15 protein-coding genes are annotated in these 14321 nt (G+C 34.6%); 13 read left to right on the top strand and 2 right to left on the bottom strand.

Going from position 1 to position 14321, the window contains the following annotated elements:
• The first annotated feature begins 365 nt into the window (after positions 1-365).
• Both NEH74_RS04255 and NEH74_RS04250 read left to right on the top strand, forming a co-directional pair.
• Positions 366-875: an RNA polymerase sigma factor gene (locus NEH74_RS04255; protein WP_055305270.1), complete on the top strand. Its 510-nt coding sequence runs from the start codon at positions 366-368 to the stop codon at positions 873-875.
• Positions 876-878: 3 nt separating this feature from the next.
• On the top strand, positions 879-1436 hold the full coding sequence (locus NEH74_RS04250) for a hypothetical protein (protein WP_262941117.1): 558 nt from the start codon (positions 879-881) through the stop codon (positions 1434-1436).
• A gap of 39 nt (positions 1437-1475) precedes the next feature.
• Here NEH74_RS04250 and hflX read toward each other — a convergent pair whose 3' ends face one another.
• Positions 1476-2741, bottom strand: a complete 1266-nt coding sequence (gene hflX, locus NEH74_RS04245) for a GTPase HflX (RefSeq protein WP_055275505.1) — start codon at positions 2739-2741, stop codon at positions 1476-1478.
• 232 nt (positions 2742-2973) lie between these two features.
• On the opposite strand from hflX, the gene radA reads away from it, so the two are divergent.
• The 3 genes from radA to NEH74_RS04230 are packed head-to-tail and all read left to right on the top strand — an operon-like array spanning position 2974 to position 6263.
• The gene (gene radA / locus NEH74_RS04240) at positions 2974-4362 is read left to right on the top strand and encodes a DNA repair protein RadA (protein WP_055305266.1); all 1389 of its coding nucleotides are present in this window, start codon (positions 2974-2976) and stop codon (positions 4360-4362) included.
• Positions 4363-4394: 32 nt separating this feature from the next.
• Positions 4395-5228, top strand: a complete 834-nt coding sequence (locus NEH74_RS04235) for a DUF4349 domain-containing protein (RefSeq protein ID WP_055305264.1) — start codon at positions 4395-4397, stop codon at positions 5226-5228.
• 15 nt (positions 5229-5243) lie between these two features.
• The gene (locus NEH74_RS04230; protein ID WP_055305262.1) at positions 5244-6263 is read left to right on the top strand and encodes a DUF3221 domain-containing protein; all 1020 of its coding nucleotides are present in this window, start codon (positions 5244-5246) and stop codon (positions 6261-6263) included.
• Positions 6264-6295: 32 nt separating this feature from the next.
• On the opposite strand, the gene NEH74_RS04225 is transcribed toward NEH74_RS04230, so the two are convergent.
• The gene (locus NEH74_RS04225; protein WP_055305260.1) at positions 6296-7516 is read right to left on the bottom strand and encodes a cation:proton antiporter; all 1221 of its coding nucleotides are present in this window, start codon (positions 7514-7516) and stop codon (positions 6296-6298) included.
• 268 nt (positions 7517-7784) lie between these two features.
• Here NEH74_RS04225 and NEH74_RS04220 point away from each other — a divergent pair, with 268 nt between their 5' ends.
• The 8 genes from NEH74_RS04220 to ispF all read left to right on the top strand — a co-directional run bounded on the left by NEH74_RS04220 (position 7785) and on the right by ispF (position 14212).
• Positions 7785-9365, top strand: coding sequence for an FUSC family protein (locus NEH74_RS04220; protein WP_055305259.1), 1581 nt, complete (start codon positions 7785-7787; stop codon positions 9363-9365).
• Between the two features lie 470 nt (positions 9366-9835).
• Positions 9836-10846, top strand: a complete 1011-nt coding sequence (glpX, locus tag NEH74_RS04215; protein ID WP_055243076.1) for a class II fructose-bisphosphatase — start codon at positions 9836-9838, stop codon at positions 10844-10846.
• 60 nt (positions 10847-10906) lie between these two features.
• Positions 10907-11584, top strand: coding sequence for a 2-C-methyl-D-erythritol 4-phosphate cytidylyltransferase (ispD, locus tag NEH74_RS04210; RefSeq protein WP_055243073.1), 678 nt, complete (start codon positions 10907-10909; stop codon positions 11582-11584).
• A 185-nt stretch (positions 11585-11769) separates the two neighbouring features.
• Positions 11770-12540, top strand: a complete 771-nt coding sequence (locus NEH74_RS04205; protein ID WP_055243070.1) for a PepSY domain-containing protein — start codon at positions 11770-11772, stop codon at positions 12538-12540.
• A 142-nt stretch (positions 12541-12682) separates the two neighbouring features.
• Positions 12683-12994 carry a PadR family transcriptional regulator gene (locus NEH74_RS04200; protein ID WP_055243069.1) on the top strand — a complete coding sequence of 104 codons (312 nt, stop codon included), beginning with the start codon at positions 12683-12685 and terminating at the stop codon, positions 12992-12994.
• A 7-nt stretch (positions 12995-13001) separates the two neighbouring features.
• On the top strand, positions 13002-13499 hold the full coding sequence (locus NEH74_RS04195; protein WP_055275518.1) for a DUF1700 domain-containing protein: 498 nt from the start codon (positions 13002-13004) through the stop codon (positions 13497-13499).
• A 17-nt stretch (positions 13500-13516) separates the two neighbouring features.
• Positions 13517-13708 carry a hypothetical protein gene (locus tag NEH74_RS04190; protein WP_055243067.1) on the top strand — a complete coding sequence of 64 codons (192 nt, stop codon included), beginning with the start codon at positions 13517-13519 and terminating at the stop codon, positions 13706-13708.
• A gap of 18 nt (positions 13709-13726) precedes the next feature.
• Entirely contained in the window at positions 13727-14212 is a 486-nt protein-coding gene (ispF, locus tag NEH74_RS04185; protein WP_055275520.1) for a 2-C-methyl-D-erythritol 2,4-cyclodiphosphate synthase, read from the top strand.
• Positions 14213-14321 lie beyond the last annotated feature (109 nt).

The raw sequence follows: 14321 nt of genomic DNA, 5'->3' as shown, positions 1-14321 counted from the left end.
CACGACACACTAAATGTTTGATAGTTATGCCGTAAAAGGCAGACTATAGTCCAGCTAAAAGTTTTTTACGATGTAAAAAACTTATCTGGACTTATATAGATAAGAAGCAGTGATTTTTTGTACTGTTAACATTTGACCGTTTTTATTACTAGCCTGTTTTCAAGGTCGATTAAGACGTTTATTTAAAGTTTTTATCCATTTCTATCTAAATTAAGCGACTCTTGGGAGTCGCTTTTAAAATGAGTAAAAGTAGTAAAAACGACAAAAAAATATTTTTTTTGTCGTTTTTTTAGTTATAATTTATTCAGTCATATGGGAATGAAATCATAGGATGAAACGTCTAATATATGAAAGAGGTGAAATGAGTGAGTTTAAGCACCCATGAACCAGTGGAACGACTTATTGAAACATACGGGCAAGAAGTTTATAAAATTGCATATTTCTATATGAAAAATACGCAATTAGCAGAAGATGTTTTTCAAGAAGTCTTTTATAAGGTCATGAAAAATTATGATAAATTTCAACATCAAAGCAGTGAAAAAACATGGCTCATTCGAATTACAATCAATACGTGTAAAGATATGTTGAGAACGAGTTGGATTAAGCGAGTCACCACCTTTGGAGTTTATCAAGATTCGAAGAATGATTACGAAAAACCTTTTGATATAGCGCAACAAGAGACGAATCGAGAGTTATATGAATTAATTCAAAAACTACCATCAAAATATAAAGAAGTTATTTTATTGTTTTATTATAAAGAGTTATCATATGAAGAGATTTCTGAAATATTAAAAATTTCTGAAGGAACAGTACGTAGTCGTTTATCTCGAGCACGTCAAAAATTAAAAAAAATGATGAATGAAAGTGAGGTGTGAGGTATGGATGATCAGAAGATTAAATCAGCGATGAAGTTACAACTCGATTCACTTGAAATGGATAAACAACTAAAAGAAAAGACGTTGCGTTATATTATGAATGAGAAACCAATGCTAACGTCTCGATTAAGCTGGAGATGGATGAATAGTGGATTAGGATTCGTTGCTGTTTGTTTGATGGCATTTATTTTAATTCCAAAAGTGGAATCAACCAATCATTCATTAACCCTTATTTCTACCTTAAATGATGACTTGAGTGTCAATACTCGTCAGGTAGAAACTCCACTTGACACACTAAAAATGGTTATGGAGCAACTAAATCTAACTTATAGGATTGGAACCCCACATATTGAAACATCTTATACCGTAACACCAATCATCGTGGATGATGTTAAAGGTTACTATGTTGAATTATCCACAACTGTGGATAACTTTGATGTGTGTTCTCAAACTTCATTGCAAGTCATTCGATTAGGTGAAAAAAGTTTATTCTTGTATGCTGATATGCAGGATGAACTGGTTGAATCATTAATAGCAAATTACACCATTCTTTGTAGATAGGGTTATCCACAAATCCACAAGAGCAAAAAAACCACTCAACTAGTTGAGTGGTTTTACTTTATATTCAGCTAAGCGATGTGCATCATGCTCAGAACATTCAACGGTAATTAACGTTCCATTTTCTAAATACTCTGTGTCAAAAACATTCGCATGTTCATTTAGGTAAGAAACGAGATTTCCGCGATCGTAAGGAATTAAAAAGCTAGCTTTTACATAGTGTTGGAAAATGTGTGATTTAATACAATCGATTAAGGTATCAATATTCGTTAAGTTTTTAGCTGAAATACGAACGGCCTCTTTTGTACTAGGTGTGAATTCATCTTCAACAAGATCAGCCTTATTGTAGACATACACCATTGGAGTTTCTTTAACTCCTAATTCATCAAGCACTTTATTCGTGATTTCAATCTGAGTTTGAAACTCTGGATGTGATAAGTCTACCACGTGAAGTAATAAGTCAGCTTCTGTTACCTCTTCTAGTGTTGAACGGAATGCTTTGACTAACTGGTGAGGCAGTTTACTAACAAATCCAACCGTATCTGTTAATAAAAATTGTTTATTATCTGGTAGTTGAATGTGTCGAGTTGATGTTTCAAGTGTTGCGAACAGCATGTTTTTCTCGAAAACTGATTTTTCTGATTGAGCATTTGAAACAGTCAGTAAAGCATTCATTGTTGTTGACTTACCGGCATTCGTATATCCAACTAAAGCAACGACAGGCGTTGAGTTGCGTTTACGAAGTTTACGTTGATTTTGACGGGCAAGAACGAGAGAGTCTAATTCTTTGTTTAGTTTATGAACTTGTTCTTCAATACGACGACGATCAAGTTCTAATTTCTTTTCCCCTGGCCCTTTCGATCCGATTCCACCGGCTTGTCGCGATAAGGAAGCATTAAGTCCAATTAAACGAGGCATCATATATTTAAGTTGGGCCACTTCAACTTGAAGTTGTGCTTCACGCGTTTTAGCACGGCTTGCGAAGATATCTAAAATTAAAATCGTACGATCGATGACTTTACATTGTAGTCCATGCTCAAGGTTACGAATTTGCGATGGGGATAATTCATCATTAAAGATGACAAGATTAGCATCATTTTGTTCAACAAGTAAAGCAACCTCGTCAACTTTTCCTGTTCCAATATAGCAAGCTGGGTTCACACGTTCAAGTTTTTGCGTTAGAACGCCAACGACTTGAACGGAGCATGCTTCAGCTAGATTTTTTAATTCTTCCACGCTATAGTCGAAATTTTTATCATTATTTAAATCGACTCCAACTAAGATGGCGCGTTGAATGATTTCTTCCATTTCATCACCTCAGGTCATATTTTCAAAAACTACTATAAGTTTACTAGAAAAAAGGTAAAATAGAAATATTATCGTAAATTTAAGTGAGTTTACTAGTCCTCATATAGTTTGATATCGCTCTATTATATTGTATGCGTTTGGATGAAAAAGATTTATCTCTTGCTAGGATATCTGATTGAGTTATGTGATAATTAAAGATAGAAATTAATATAGTTTATAAGGAGGGCATTTTATGGCGAAAGCAAGAACAAAAACATCATTTTTCTGTCAGCAATGTGGGACAGAAAGTTTAAAATGGGTCGGAAGATGTCCAGGTTGTGGCGAATGGAATACGATGGTGGAGGAATTAAAGCCTACAAAGGCAGAACAGCGTCGTGGCTTTGTAGCAAGTGAAAGTATGGTAAAACCTCAACGTCTACAAGAGATTGAAACAAAAGAGGAAGCACGTATTCAGACATCAATGAGTGAGCTTAATCGTGTTCTTGGTGGTGGAATTGTTCGTGGATCACTTGTTCTGTGTGGGGGTGAGCCTGGGATTGGGAAATCAACGCTACTTTTACAAACGGCACAAGATTTAGCGCATAAAAATGTTCAAGTATTATATGTTTCAGGAGAAGAATCCGCTCGTCAAATTAAACTTCGTGCTGAGCGTTTAGGAGTAAGTAGCGAGCACTTATATATTTACGCAGAAACAGATTTAACTTTAATTGAACGTCAAATTCAACAGTTAAAACCAGAGTTTGTCATTATCGACTCGATTCAGACGATTCATATGCCAGAGGTAACATCGGCACCTGGGAGTGTCTCGCAAGTTCGTGAATGTACGGCCCAATTGATGAAAATTGCTAAAATTGGTGGAATTTCAGTCTTTATTGTCGGACATGTGACGAAAGATGGAAATATCGCTGGGCCACGTTTACTCGAGCATATGGTGGATACTGTCTTATATTTTGAAGGAGATCGTCATCATACGTATCGTATTTTACGAGCGGTTAAAAACCGATTCGGTTCAACGAATGAGATTGGAATCTTTGATATGAAAGAAGAGGGGCTTGATGAAGTGACGAATGCCTCAGAGGTCTTCTTAGAAGATCGCACGAAAGGATTACCAGGAACGGCGATTATGGCATCAATTGAAGGAACACGTCCAATCTTAGTTGAGATTCAATCATTATTAACGCCGACTTCATTTGGTAATCCAAAACGAATGGCATCTGGAGTGGATCATAATCGTGTATCTTTGATTTTAGCTGTGCTTGAAAAACGTATGGGATTCTTCTTACAAAATCAAGATACATATGTAAAAGTAACTGGTGGTGTAAAGTTAGATGAACCGGCTGTCGATTTAGCGATTGTGGCAAGTATTGTTTCAAGTTATAAAGATAAGATGACGCCAAGTGGCGATGTATATATGGGAGAGGTTGGATTAACGGGTGAAATTCGACGTGTGTCTCGTATTGAAGAGCGTGTGAAAGAAGCGAAGAAACTTGGGTTTACACGTGCAGTTATTCCAAAGAAAAATATTGGTGGATGGACAGCTCCAAAAGGAATTGAGATTGTTGGGGTTGATACAATTTCGGATGCACTTAAAGCAATGTTCAAAGATGATTTGAAATTCTAGTCGTAGTCAGCTCATTTAAGGGGGCGACGGATTTGGGAATATGGAAATTTTTTAAGCGTGTCTTTGGGTTGATGATAATAGCAATTTCTGTGCTGATTTTTGTTAGTTTAATTCCATTATTATTTAAGGAAAGAATAGAAAGTGAGGAAAGCGATGAGGTAATCCCATCGCTTTCGTTGTCATTAATAAATGATGAATCGTCTCGTACGTATTTTAATATTTTAATTGAAATGAATGTTTCAAAGATTAGTGAGAGTTTATCACAGTTAAATGTTTGGGTGCAACAGGCATCAGGAACGGTGGTGTCTTCTCATTTAGTCGCCATCGATGAAACGCTTAAGAGCTATACGGGGGCATGTGTCTTAGAAATGGAATCAACAGAGGTGGAATCATTTTTACAGCAGGTTCAGCTCATAGGACAATTTACTCAGATGGAGACATATACTAATGGTGAAGTCTTAGTAACGGAAGATATAGACAGTTGGTTGTCAAATTTAAGTATGCAGCAATCAAAATATCAGACACTCCTTTTGGAGGCAGAGACCGTTAGCGACATTATCAAACTGGAAGAAGAATTAGCACGAGTTCAAGTAGAGATGGATAAATGGTCTGCCTTGAAAGCTCAAGATGAAGTTGCGAGAAATAAGGTGACGATAGTCTTTGAACTGAAAGAGGGAGAAATCTATGATGATTCAAGATGGGGAGTTATGATTCAAAATGAGCTTTCGGTTCAATTAAATCGAATTATTCAAGTGACACGATGGCTAGTAGTTAAATTACTTGGGCTAGTTCCGTATGGCGTCATTTTATTCGTGTTGATCCTTATCATGCGATGTTTATTTAAGGGGCGTAAACGAAAACCATGAAAGAGGTGGTAAAGAGTGAAGAAATGGTTGGTTAGTGGGTGTGTACTACTCATCATCTTATTTGGATGTTTACAAATCTGGCAAGGTAAACATTCTATGACGATAGAGGGATTGGTTCTTCAAGTTGACCCAAATTCGGTATTATTATCTCAAAAAAAGGAGATTAGCTCAGAAGACTTAGTAAAGACGTATGAGGAATGGATGGATGGGGACTATGATGTCATTTTTGTTTCAAATGTCGAAGGTGTTGAAGTTGGAATGATATTACGTGTGATTATTGAAGAGACGATGACAACAAGTTATCCAGCCCAGACCCAAGCTAAATCATATGAGATTTTAAATCAGCTTCAAATTCCGACAGATGAATCTGATGAGATGATCATGGCTCCAGAAAATTCGTATAATCAAGAGTTACTTGATATTTTTCCTAAAATGGTCGATATGTATCAATTATTTAATGGATATGCGGAATATGGCCACTTTCAAACACTGAAAACAGCTCAAGAATGTGGTTCTGTCTTTCAGATCATATTTGATGGGATGATGACGGATGGATATGGAGAAAGCGAATCTCGAGTATTCCAATTAACTTATGAAATTACCAATCAAGCCGTTATTGAACACATTTATAATGAAGATCCGTATAATCAGCTAAAAGATGAAAGACTATTAAATTCGATTATACCTAATAAAGTTTTATTAAAATTACCGCTTGAAGTCGGAAATAGTTGGACAGAAAAATTCAGTTATCAGGAGAAAGAGTATACAGCAATGACAGAGATTGTTCGGATTGACACGAATGAAGATGGAAAATTAACGTATGAAACATTGACAACCGTAGCAGGTATAGAGGGAGATTATAATGGATGTTATAAAGAAACTCGAGTATTTACTACCGGTAGCGGGATGACCTCGTTTAGTAGTTTCTTTGCATTTGAATCAACAGGCACGGATGATGAAGATTTCGAGCAGGCAGAAGATTTATATCTTTTTGGTTATTCATTATCGGCTGAAAATATTATTATTGAAGAATAAAAAAACGACCAAGTGACCTTGGTCGTTTTTGATTAAGCAATCGTCTGTTCAAAAGCTGGTTCGTTGTTAATGACACTAGATTTTTTAGAAAAGACTATTTTAAGTAGGACGGGAGTAATAACTGTTGTCACAACAACCATAATTACGATTGGTCCAAAGAAGACAGTTCCCATTAATCCAAAGGCTGAACCTTTACTAGCCACGATGAGGGCAACTTCTCCCCTTGAAACCATTCCTGTTCCAATTTGAATGGCTTCTTTAGTAGTATAGCGACACAGCTTAGCACCAAGTCCACAACCTAATATTTTTGTTAAGATAGCCATGATAACTAAAGCAACTGAGAAGGCGACTAAAGCCGGTGTCATTTCTGGAATAACAACTTTAATTCCGATACTTGCGAAGAAGATAGGTGATAATAACATATAAGCCGTCGTTTCAAAACGATTCATGATGTAATGTTTACGAGGTGTGTTTGATAAAACTAACCCTGCCATGAATGCTCCAGTAATATCAGCTACTCCGAAGAAATGTTCAGCACAGAATGATAATAATAAACAGAAGACGAATGATAAAACAACGAATCGTCTGAGATCCATATTATATCGGTTCATGCTGTGTTCCATTGCTCTAGAGAATAAGAATCCGGCAAATCCACCCACAATAAAGAATAATACGATTTTAATCAATACAAGTCCGATACTCACATCTGTACTTGTTGAACTTGTTACGACAGTTAAGGCGATGACTCCTAAAATATCATCGATGATGGCGGCACCTAAAATTGCATTACCAGCACGAGTATTTAATTTTCCGAGTTCTTTTAATGTTTCAACCGTAATACTCACCGATGTCGCAGTAAGAATAATTCCGATAAAGATATTTTGTAATAGCGGTGCAGCAGTTGCATCTGAGATTCCGCCTTTATTAAATATTGAAGCAAGAGCGAATCCACCAGCTAGGGGAATAATCATCCCTAGGATAGCAATCACAATCGAAGCTTTTCCTGTCTTTTTCAATTCTTTAATATCTGTTTCGAGCCCTGCCGTAAACATTAAAACAATCACGCCTAGTTCAGCAACTTGGAGAATAAAGTCTGTTTCATGTAAAATGTTTAAACAAGCCGGGCCGAGTAATAATCCTGCCAACAAGGCACCTACAACCTGTGGTAATTGAATTTTTTTAGTTAGTAATCCGAGTAGCTTTGTACTCATTAAAATTAAAGCAATGTCAAATAGAAATTCGTAAGACAACATCGTTTCTACTCCCTCCTAGTTTTTTCACATTGACAAATTATACTCTTATATACAATAATTTACAATTAAAAAGACAAATTAAAAGCGGTTTTATTTTGAAAATTTTACCGTTATTCAATATAATTAATTTTTGCTTTAATGATTATAATTTTTATGAAAAAAAAAAAATAGGCGAACCATTAATTTTCAGAGTTTAAAAATGATTTGACTTTCTAATTGTTGTCTGTTAAATTATTCAATATTAAATTTTTTGGGGGAAGGTGGTCTAGTGAAACAAAAATTTATTTCAAAGACAATTATGTTTATTTTAAATTTGGTCTTTGTCATGTTTTTTCAAAATATTTTTGGAGTGACTAATAAGATGGTTGGAATTGTTGTTTTAATCATTGGATTAGCTATTACTGAAAAAGACTTAACACAAAACTTAGGCGTGTTAACTATTGAATTATTGATCATTAATTTATTGATGGGAATTTTAAGTTATTTAACCTTATTAAATCCTATTCTAGGATTAGTAATTAATTTCTTCTTTATTTTTTATGTGACTTACGGTACCGTAGCAGGAAATAAAAAGCCGTATCATTTTTCTTTTATTTTAGGTTATTTATTTTTAACCCTGAATTCTCCTCCAACATTAAGTGAATTACCTGGACGTCTAGTTGCATTAACTGGCGGGACGTTTATGATTGTTGGATTACAATGGGTATTTAATCGAAATACTTACACTAAGATTTTAAATACACAATTAGATAGGGTACTAACCTGTTTGCATAAGCGAATGGAACGAATCATTGCAGGAGATAATCGTAGCTATCCAGAAGAGGCGATGTCGCTTCAAGATGGAGTCAGTCGATTTATGAAAGTGACATACGATAGACGAAGTTTTAAAGGGCCGTTAACGCCGGAAAGTATGTATCGCATAACGGAAATAATTGCATTTGAAAAAATGTATTATTTATTAGAGGATGTAGCCCAAGATTATAAAGCAGGGCATATTGATAAAACAGTGCTTAATGAACTTTATACCTTTATTAAAGACCTACAAGAAGGAGATTTATCAGATGCCAACAAATTAATTAGTAAGTGGGAAAAGGACGCAATGCCCGTTTCAATCATTAATTTTAAAAAAGCAGTTCAAGTGTTACAGAGTGCCAAAAAGCAAGAATATCCTCTTTATAAGCAGGGATTATTTAAGCAATTTGTAAAGGGAATTGATAAAGAGTCATATGCTTATAAATTTTCACTTCGATTAGCTATTTTAGTTGGATTTTCGTTATTTATTGTTCAACTATTTAATCTGACTTATGGACGTTGGTTTTGTTTTACTATTCTTGCCCTTGTTCAGCCGGGATTCGAGGAGAGTCGTCAGAAAACAATTTATCGATTCATTGGGACCTTTGTTGGTGTTATTTTATTTATTATTTTAATTAGCGTATTTAAAAATGAGTCCCAGCTAGCAATGATTGTTTTGGTTGCTTCTTATATTGGGACGTATATGAATCGTTATGATTTGAAGATGACTTTTATAACCGTTCAAGCTTTAGGAGCCGCTATTATTGGAACAACAGGATCTATTGTGATTGGAAATCGTGTTTTTTATCTTATCATTGGGGCTTTTGTGGCATATATCGGGAATAAATTCTTGTTTACTATTCATCAACAGGAAGTTAGTCAACATTATTTGGACTTATATGAAAAAGATAAAAAGCATTTATTACTCGAGCCAAAAGATTATCCTCATTCAATGATTGTTGAAGCTTATCATTTTCTACAAGTTGGACAAATAGAAAAAGAAAAATACCAAGAATGGTTAACGATTAGTTTTGATGCATTATCTAAAGCTATTTAAAAAAAATCACCTCTTAATTTATTAGAGGTGATTTTTTTGTATGAAAGACAGGGAAGAAGTAAAAGTTATATAGAAACTGATCATTTTTTCACCTTTTTAGCATAAATTTTAATTGTCTGAATTTTTTAAAAGAGGTTCTATATGCCGTAACAGATATCTTTGATTCGTTAAAAACTAGATAAATAGTGTTCTACTAGTTTGTTAAAAAGATATTCTCTATGGCTACATCTGATAGATTAAAGTTTTGCTAAATGTTTTAGGAAGCGAAAATTAATTAGGCTTCTATAAAATGAGGAAATTTTAAGTAGTTGCGAAGGTCAGCCATTTGTAAGACAGTTTAGTGTTTTTGATGGATAAGATGACTGCGGTAAGATAGTGAAAATTGTTTCAGAAATCATCGAAAGTTCAGCAATAATTAACATTTTTTGATATAATGAGAGAGGAAATTTATCATTTAGGAGGGTTTCAACATGAGACGTGAATTAGCAATTGAGTTTTCTCGTGCCACTGAGGCAGCTGCTTTAGCAGGGTATAAATGGTTAGGACGCGGAGATAAGAACGCAGCAGATGGAGCTGCCGTACTTGCGATGCGTCACGTATTAAATGAGATTAATATTCGCGGTGAGATTGTCATTGGTGAAGGTGAAATCGATGAAGCGCCAATGTTATATATCGGAGAGCGTGTTGGAACTGGATTTGGTGATGATGTCGATATCGCAGTAGACCCAATTGAAGGAACACGTATGACAGCAATGGGACAAGCAAATGCGATGACAACGTTAGCCGTTGGAGAGAAAGGGTCATTCTTAAAAGCACCAGATATGTACATGGAAAAACTCATTGTTGGTCCAAAAGCAAAAGGTGTTATTGATTTAAATTTATCATTAGAAGAAAATATTCGTCGTGTAGCAGAGGCAGTAAACAAGCCATTATCAGCTTTGACAGTGATGACACTTGCTAAACCACGTCATGATGAGCAAATTAAACAAATGCAAGCTTTAGGTGTACGTGTGTTTGCGATTCCAGATGGAGATGTTGCTGCTTCAATCTTAACTTGTATGCCATTTAGTGAAGTTGATATGGTTTATGGAATTGGTGGAGCACCAGAAGGTGTTGTTTCAGCTGCTGTTATTCGTGCTTTAGATGGAGATATGCAAGGACGTTTAGTTTTACGTAAAGATGTTAAAGGTGAAACAGAAGAAAATATTCGTATGAGTAAAGATGAAGCACGTCGTTGCGATGAAATGGGTGTTAAACCAGGTCAAATTTTAAAATTAGAAGATATGGCAAAGAGCGATAACGTGATGTTCTCAGCAACAGGAATCACAAAAGGTGATTTATTAGAAGGAATTATTTGTGAAGATGGAATGGCAACAACAGAAACATTATTAATTCGTGGGAAATCTCGTACTGTTCGTCGTATTCAATCAGTTCACTATTTAGATCGTAAAGATGATCAAATTAAAGAGATTATTTTATAATTTTTAAAATGAAAGAGCCCCCACTGAAATGGGGGCTTATTTATTATCAGAGGTGTAAAGATGTATAGTGCAATAGTCTTAGCAGCGGGAATTGGAAGTCGTATGGGACTTGGATATAATAAAATGTTACATCAAATCAAAGGACAACCAGTTGTTGTTCATACGATAAAAAAGTTTTTAAATGATGTAACATGTGGACAAGTTGTTTTAGTTGTCAATGAATTAGAAATTGAAACGATGCAACAACTTTTAAGTGATGCCGGGGTAAAGAACCCTCGTATTGAAATCGTATCAGGTGGGTCAGAACGACAATATAGTGTCTATCATGGATTACAGGTTGTTCGTGAAGAAGTGGTGTTAGTTCATGATGGAGCACGTCCATTTGTGACACAACAAATGATTTCAGAATGCTTTGAATTAGCGAAAAAGGGTCATCCTTCAATTGTTGCTGTTCCAGTAAAAGATACGATGAAGCGTGTCGTAAATGGAGTAGTTGTTGAAACGCCAAATCGTGATGAGATGTACAGTGTTCAAACGCCTCAAGCCGCACCGACTGAGTTACTAAAAAAGGCTCATGAAGCTGCAAAAAAAACACATTTCTTAGGAACAGATGAAGCGAGTTTAATCGAAAAGTATACGGATATACCAGTTTGTGTCGTTAAAGGTGCTTATACAAATATTAAGTTAACGACACCAGAAGATTTATTAATGGCTGAACAATTATTAGTAGCTGAATAGATACAGCTACTTTTTTTAACACACTACTAGACAATATACAGTAGTGTTTGTTATACTACTAGTGTATAATGCATAATAGTTAATTTATAATTAGAGGATAAATTATAAAATACATAACTATTTAATACATAAAAAAGGTAAATTTTATAAAAATAATAATAATTCAATTTATAAGGAGGACTGTTATGAGAAAGACAGCGTTATATTCAATGTTATTAACTGGATTTGTTTTATTTGGATGCTCAGCAAACAACCAACCGGTTAATCCAACAACAAATTCAAATCCTAATACGAATATTAATACAACGAATCAAGCAAAAATTGATGAACAACAAGCAAAAGAAATCGCATTAAAAGAAGCCGGTGGCGGTCAAGTCACTGAATTTTCATATGATATGGATGATTATACGCCTAATTATGATATTACGGTTCTTAATGGAACGACTGAATATGAATATGAAATTAGCGCTGTTGACGGAAGTATCTTAAAAAGAAGTTTAGAAAATCATCCAACAGGAACGAACACGGTGACAATTGATGAAGCAAAGGTTAAAGAAATTGTAAATAATCAAGTAAAAGGAACAATTGTTAGTATCAAACTAGATCACGATGATGCTCGCTTAGTTTATGATGTGACAGTAGTTGATGAGACATATAAGTATGACTTTGAAATTAGTGCTGTTGATGGTAGTATTGTAAGTCAAGATAAAGAGTTAATTAACCAAGTTTCTAATTCAACGAATACGCAAGGAGTAACAATTGATGAAGCGAAAGCGAGAGAAATTGCTTTAAGTCAAGTCCCAAATGGAACTATTATTGAAATTTCATTTGACTATGAAATGGGTGTTTTAGTGTATGATGTGACGGTTGTTGAAGGAACAACAGAATATGATTTTGAAATCAGTGGTGTTGATGGAAGTATTATTTCAAGAAGTATGGATTCAACATTAGACTAATAAATATATAAAATAATGATATAAAAATGAAAAAATATTTTAAATTTAATGGACTTGTGTTATCATATCACAAGTCTTTTTGATAGATAACTTATTCAAAGGGAGGTTAGAATAGCAGCTTATTGTTGTTAGGAGATGGATTATGAATGCACAGTATAAGAAGGGTGTTTTAGAGCTATGTGTTTTAAAATTAATTCAACAAGATGATTTATATGGTTATGAAACAGTTCAGAAAGTTTCATTTTATATAGAGGTCACAGAAAGTACGATATATCCATTGTTAAGAAGATTAACGAAAGAAGGATATTTAAGTACGTATAATAGAGAATCGAATGAAGGCCCTCCACGTAAATATTATTCAATGACAGTTGAAGGGGAAGTTTATTTGGCAACATTAATAAGAGAATGGGATCAGATGGTAGATTCTGTTCAACGTTTATTGAAAGGAGTGTGATTAATTAATGAATGTTCTTAATCAATGGTTAGAAGAGTTATATCAAGAGTTACAGGGAATTTCAGAAGATGATCGTAAAGATATTTTAGAATCTTACGAGGAACAAATTAATGAAATGATTGACTTAAAGATCAATGAACGTGAAATCTTATCTAAACTAGGGTCACCTAAAAAAGTTGCACAGGAGATTAAACAATCATTTACTGATACAGAGACTGTATCCGCACAAAACAAGCAGATTGTTTTTAATATAAGAGAGAAAACAAACGATGATGTAATTAAAAAGGCAATTTTTATTGTTGTTTGCATTATCTCATTGTTTGTCTCACTATTCTTTTTAATTACTGCTCTTCGCTTAATTATTGGAGGTTTTTTACTATTCCAGTTATCGGCAGGACTTATGATTGCGATATTAGGATTAGGTTTATTGTTTTTAAATATTGGAATTGCCTCAATCTATATTGGTTACTTGGGATATAAGCGAATTAGTGAAAAATTAGATTAAGAAAGTTGGTGACTTACATGCGAAAGAAGGGTTTAGAACGTTATTTAATTATTTCTAGTATTGCATCTATTGTGATTATTGTAGTTAGCTTTGTATCAGCCACTTTTTATAATCCAACAATTAAACAAAGTCTTCAATATGGGGCTGTTTCTGAGTTAATTGAACAATATTCACTAGGTTTAATTGATTTAGAGGATTTATTTGATTAACAGGAAGGAGAGATAAGGATGATTCGAATTGGACATTCAACGGATATTCATCAACTAGTCGAAGGACGAAAGCTAATTTTAGGTGGAGTTGAAATTGAGCATACGAAAGGACTTCTAGGTCATAGTGATGCAGATGCGCTTTGTCATGCGGTAACAGAAGCCATTATTGGTGCTTTAGCGAGAGGTGATATCGGTGCGCATTTTCCAGATACTGACCCACAATATAAAGGAGCTGATTCACGTGTCTTACTTCGCGGGGCGAAAGCGATGATGGATGAAGCTGGATATGTTCTTGGAAACTTAGATGCGACGATTTATGCAGAGCGCCCTAAAATGCGACCACACATTGATGCGATGCGTGCAAATTTGGCAATAGATTTAGACGCTAATTTGGATCAAGTCAATGTTAAAGCAACTCGTGGTGAGAAATTAGGCTTCGTTGGGCGTGAAGAGGGAATTGCAGCTGAATGCGTGGTCTTATTATTTAAAAAAGGTGCCAATTAATCAAGGTTTAACATGATTTTAACAAGAACTTCATTTTTTAATGTTTAGTGCCTGTTATACTAAAGAGGTGAAACTCCTTATAAGAGATTGAAAGCTAAAGGTTGACTTT

The organism is Turicibacter sp. GALT-G1, from assembly GCF_025594995.1.
GTDB classification, from domain to species: domain Bacteria; phylum Bacillota_I; class Bacilli_A; order MOL361; family Turicibacteraceae; genus Turicibacter; species Turicibacter bilis.
This window is presented reverse-complemented; position numbering and strand designations above follow the sequence as displayed.

What these genes read in the sequence shown, in the direction of transcription:
- radA (WP_055305266.1), top strand. Translation starts at nt 2,974, where the DNA reads ATGGCGAAAGCAAGAACAAAAACATCATTTTTCTGTCAGCAATGTGGG.
- ispF (WP_055275520.1), top strand. Translation starts at nt 13,727, where the DNA reads ATGATTCGAATTGGACATTCAACGGATATTCATCAACTAGTCGAAGGA.
- NEH74_RS04250 (WP_262941117.1), top strand. Translation starts at nt 879, where the DNA reads ATGGATGATCAGAAGATTAAATCAGCGATGAAGTTACAACTCGATTCA.
- glpX (WP_055243076.1), top strand. Translation starts at nt 9,836, where the DNA reads ATGAGACGTGAATTAGCAATTGAGTTTTCTCGTGCCACTGAGGCAGCT.
- NEH74_RS04205 (WP_055243070.1), top strand. Translation starts at nt 11,770, where the DNA reads ATGAGAAAGACAGCGTTATATTCAATGTTATTAACTGGATTTGTTTTA.
- NEH74_RS04195 (WP_055275518.1), top strand. Translation starts at nt 13,002, where the DNA reads ATGAATGTTCTTAATCAATGGTTAGAAGAGTTATATCAAGAGTTACAG.
- NEH74_RS04225 (WP_055305260.1), bottom strand. Translation starts at nt 7,516, where the DNA reads ATGTTGTCTTACGAATTTCTATTTGACATTGCTTTAATTTTAATGAGT.
- hflX (WP_055275505.1), bottom strand. Translation starts at nt 2,741, where the DNA reads ATGGAAGAAATCATTCAACGCGCCATCTTAGTTGGAGTCGATTTAAAT.
- NEH74_RS04190 (WP_055243067.1), top strand. Translation starts at nt 13,517, where the DNA reads ATGCGAAAGAAGGGTTTAGAACGTTATTTAATTATTTCTAGTATTGCA.
- NEH74_RS04200 (WP_055243069.1), top strand. Translation starts at nt 12,683, where the DNA reads ATGAATGCACAGTATAAGAAGGGTGTTTTAGAGCTATGTGTTTTAAAA.
- ispD (WP_055243073.1), top strand. Translation starts at nt 10,907, where the DNA reads ATGTATAGTGCAATAGTCTTAGCAGCGGGAATTGGAAGTCGTATGGGA.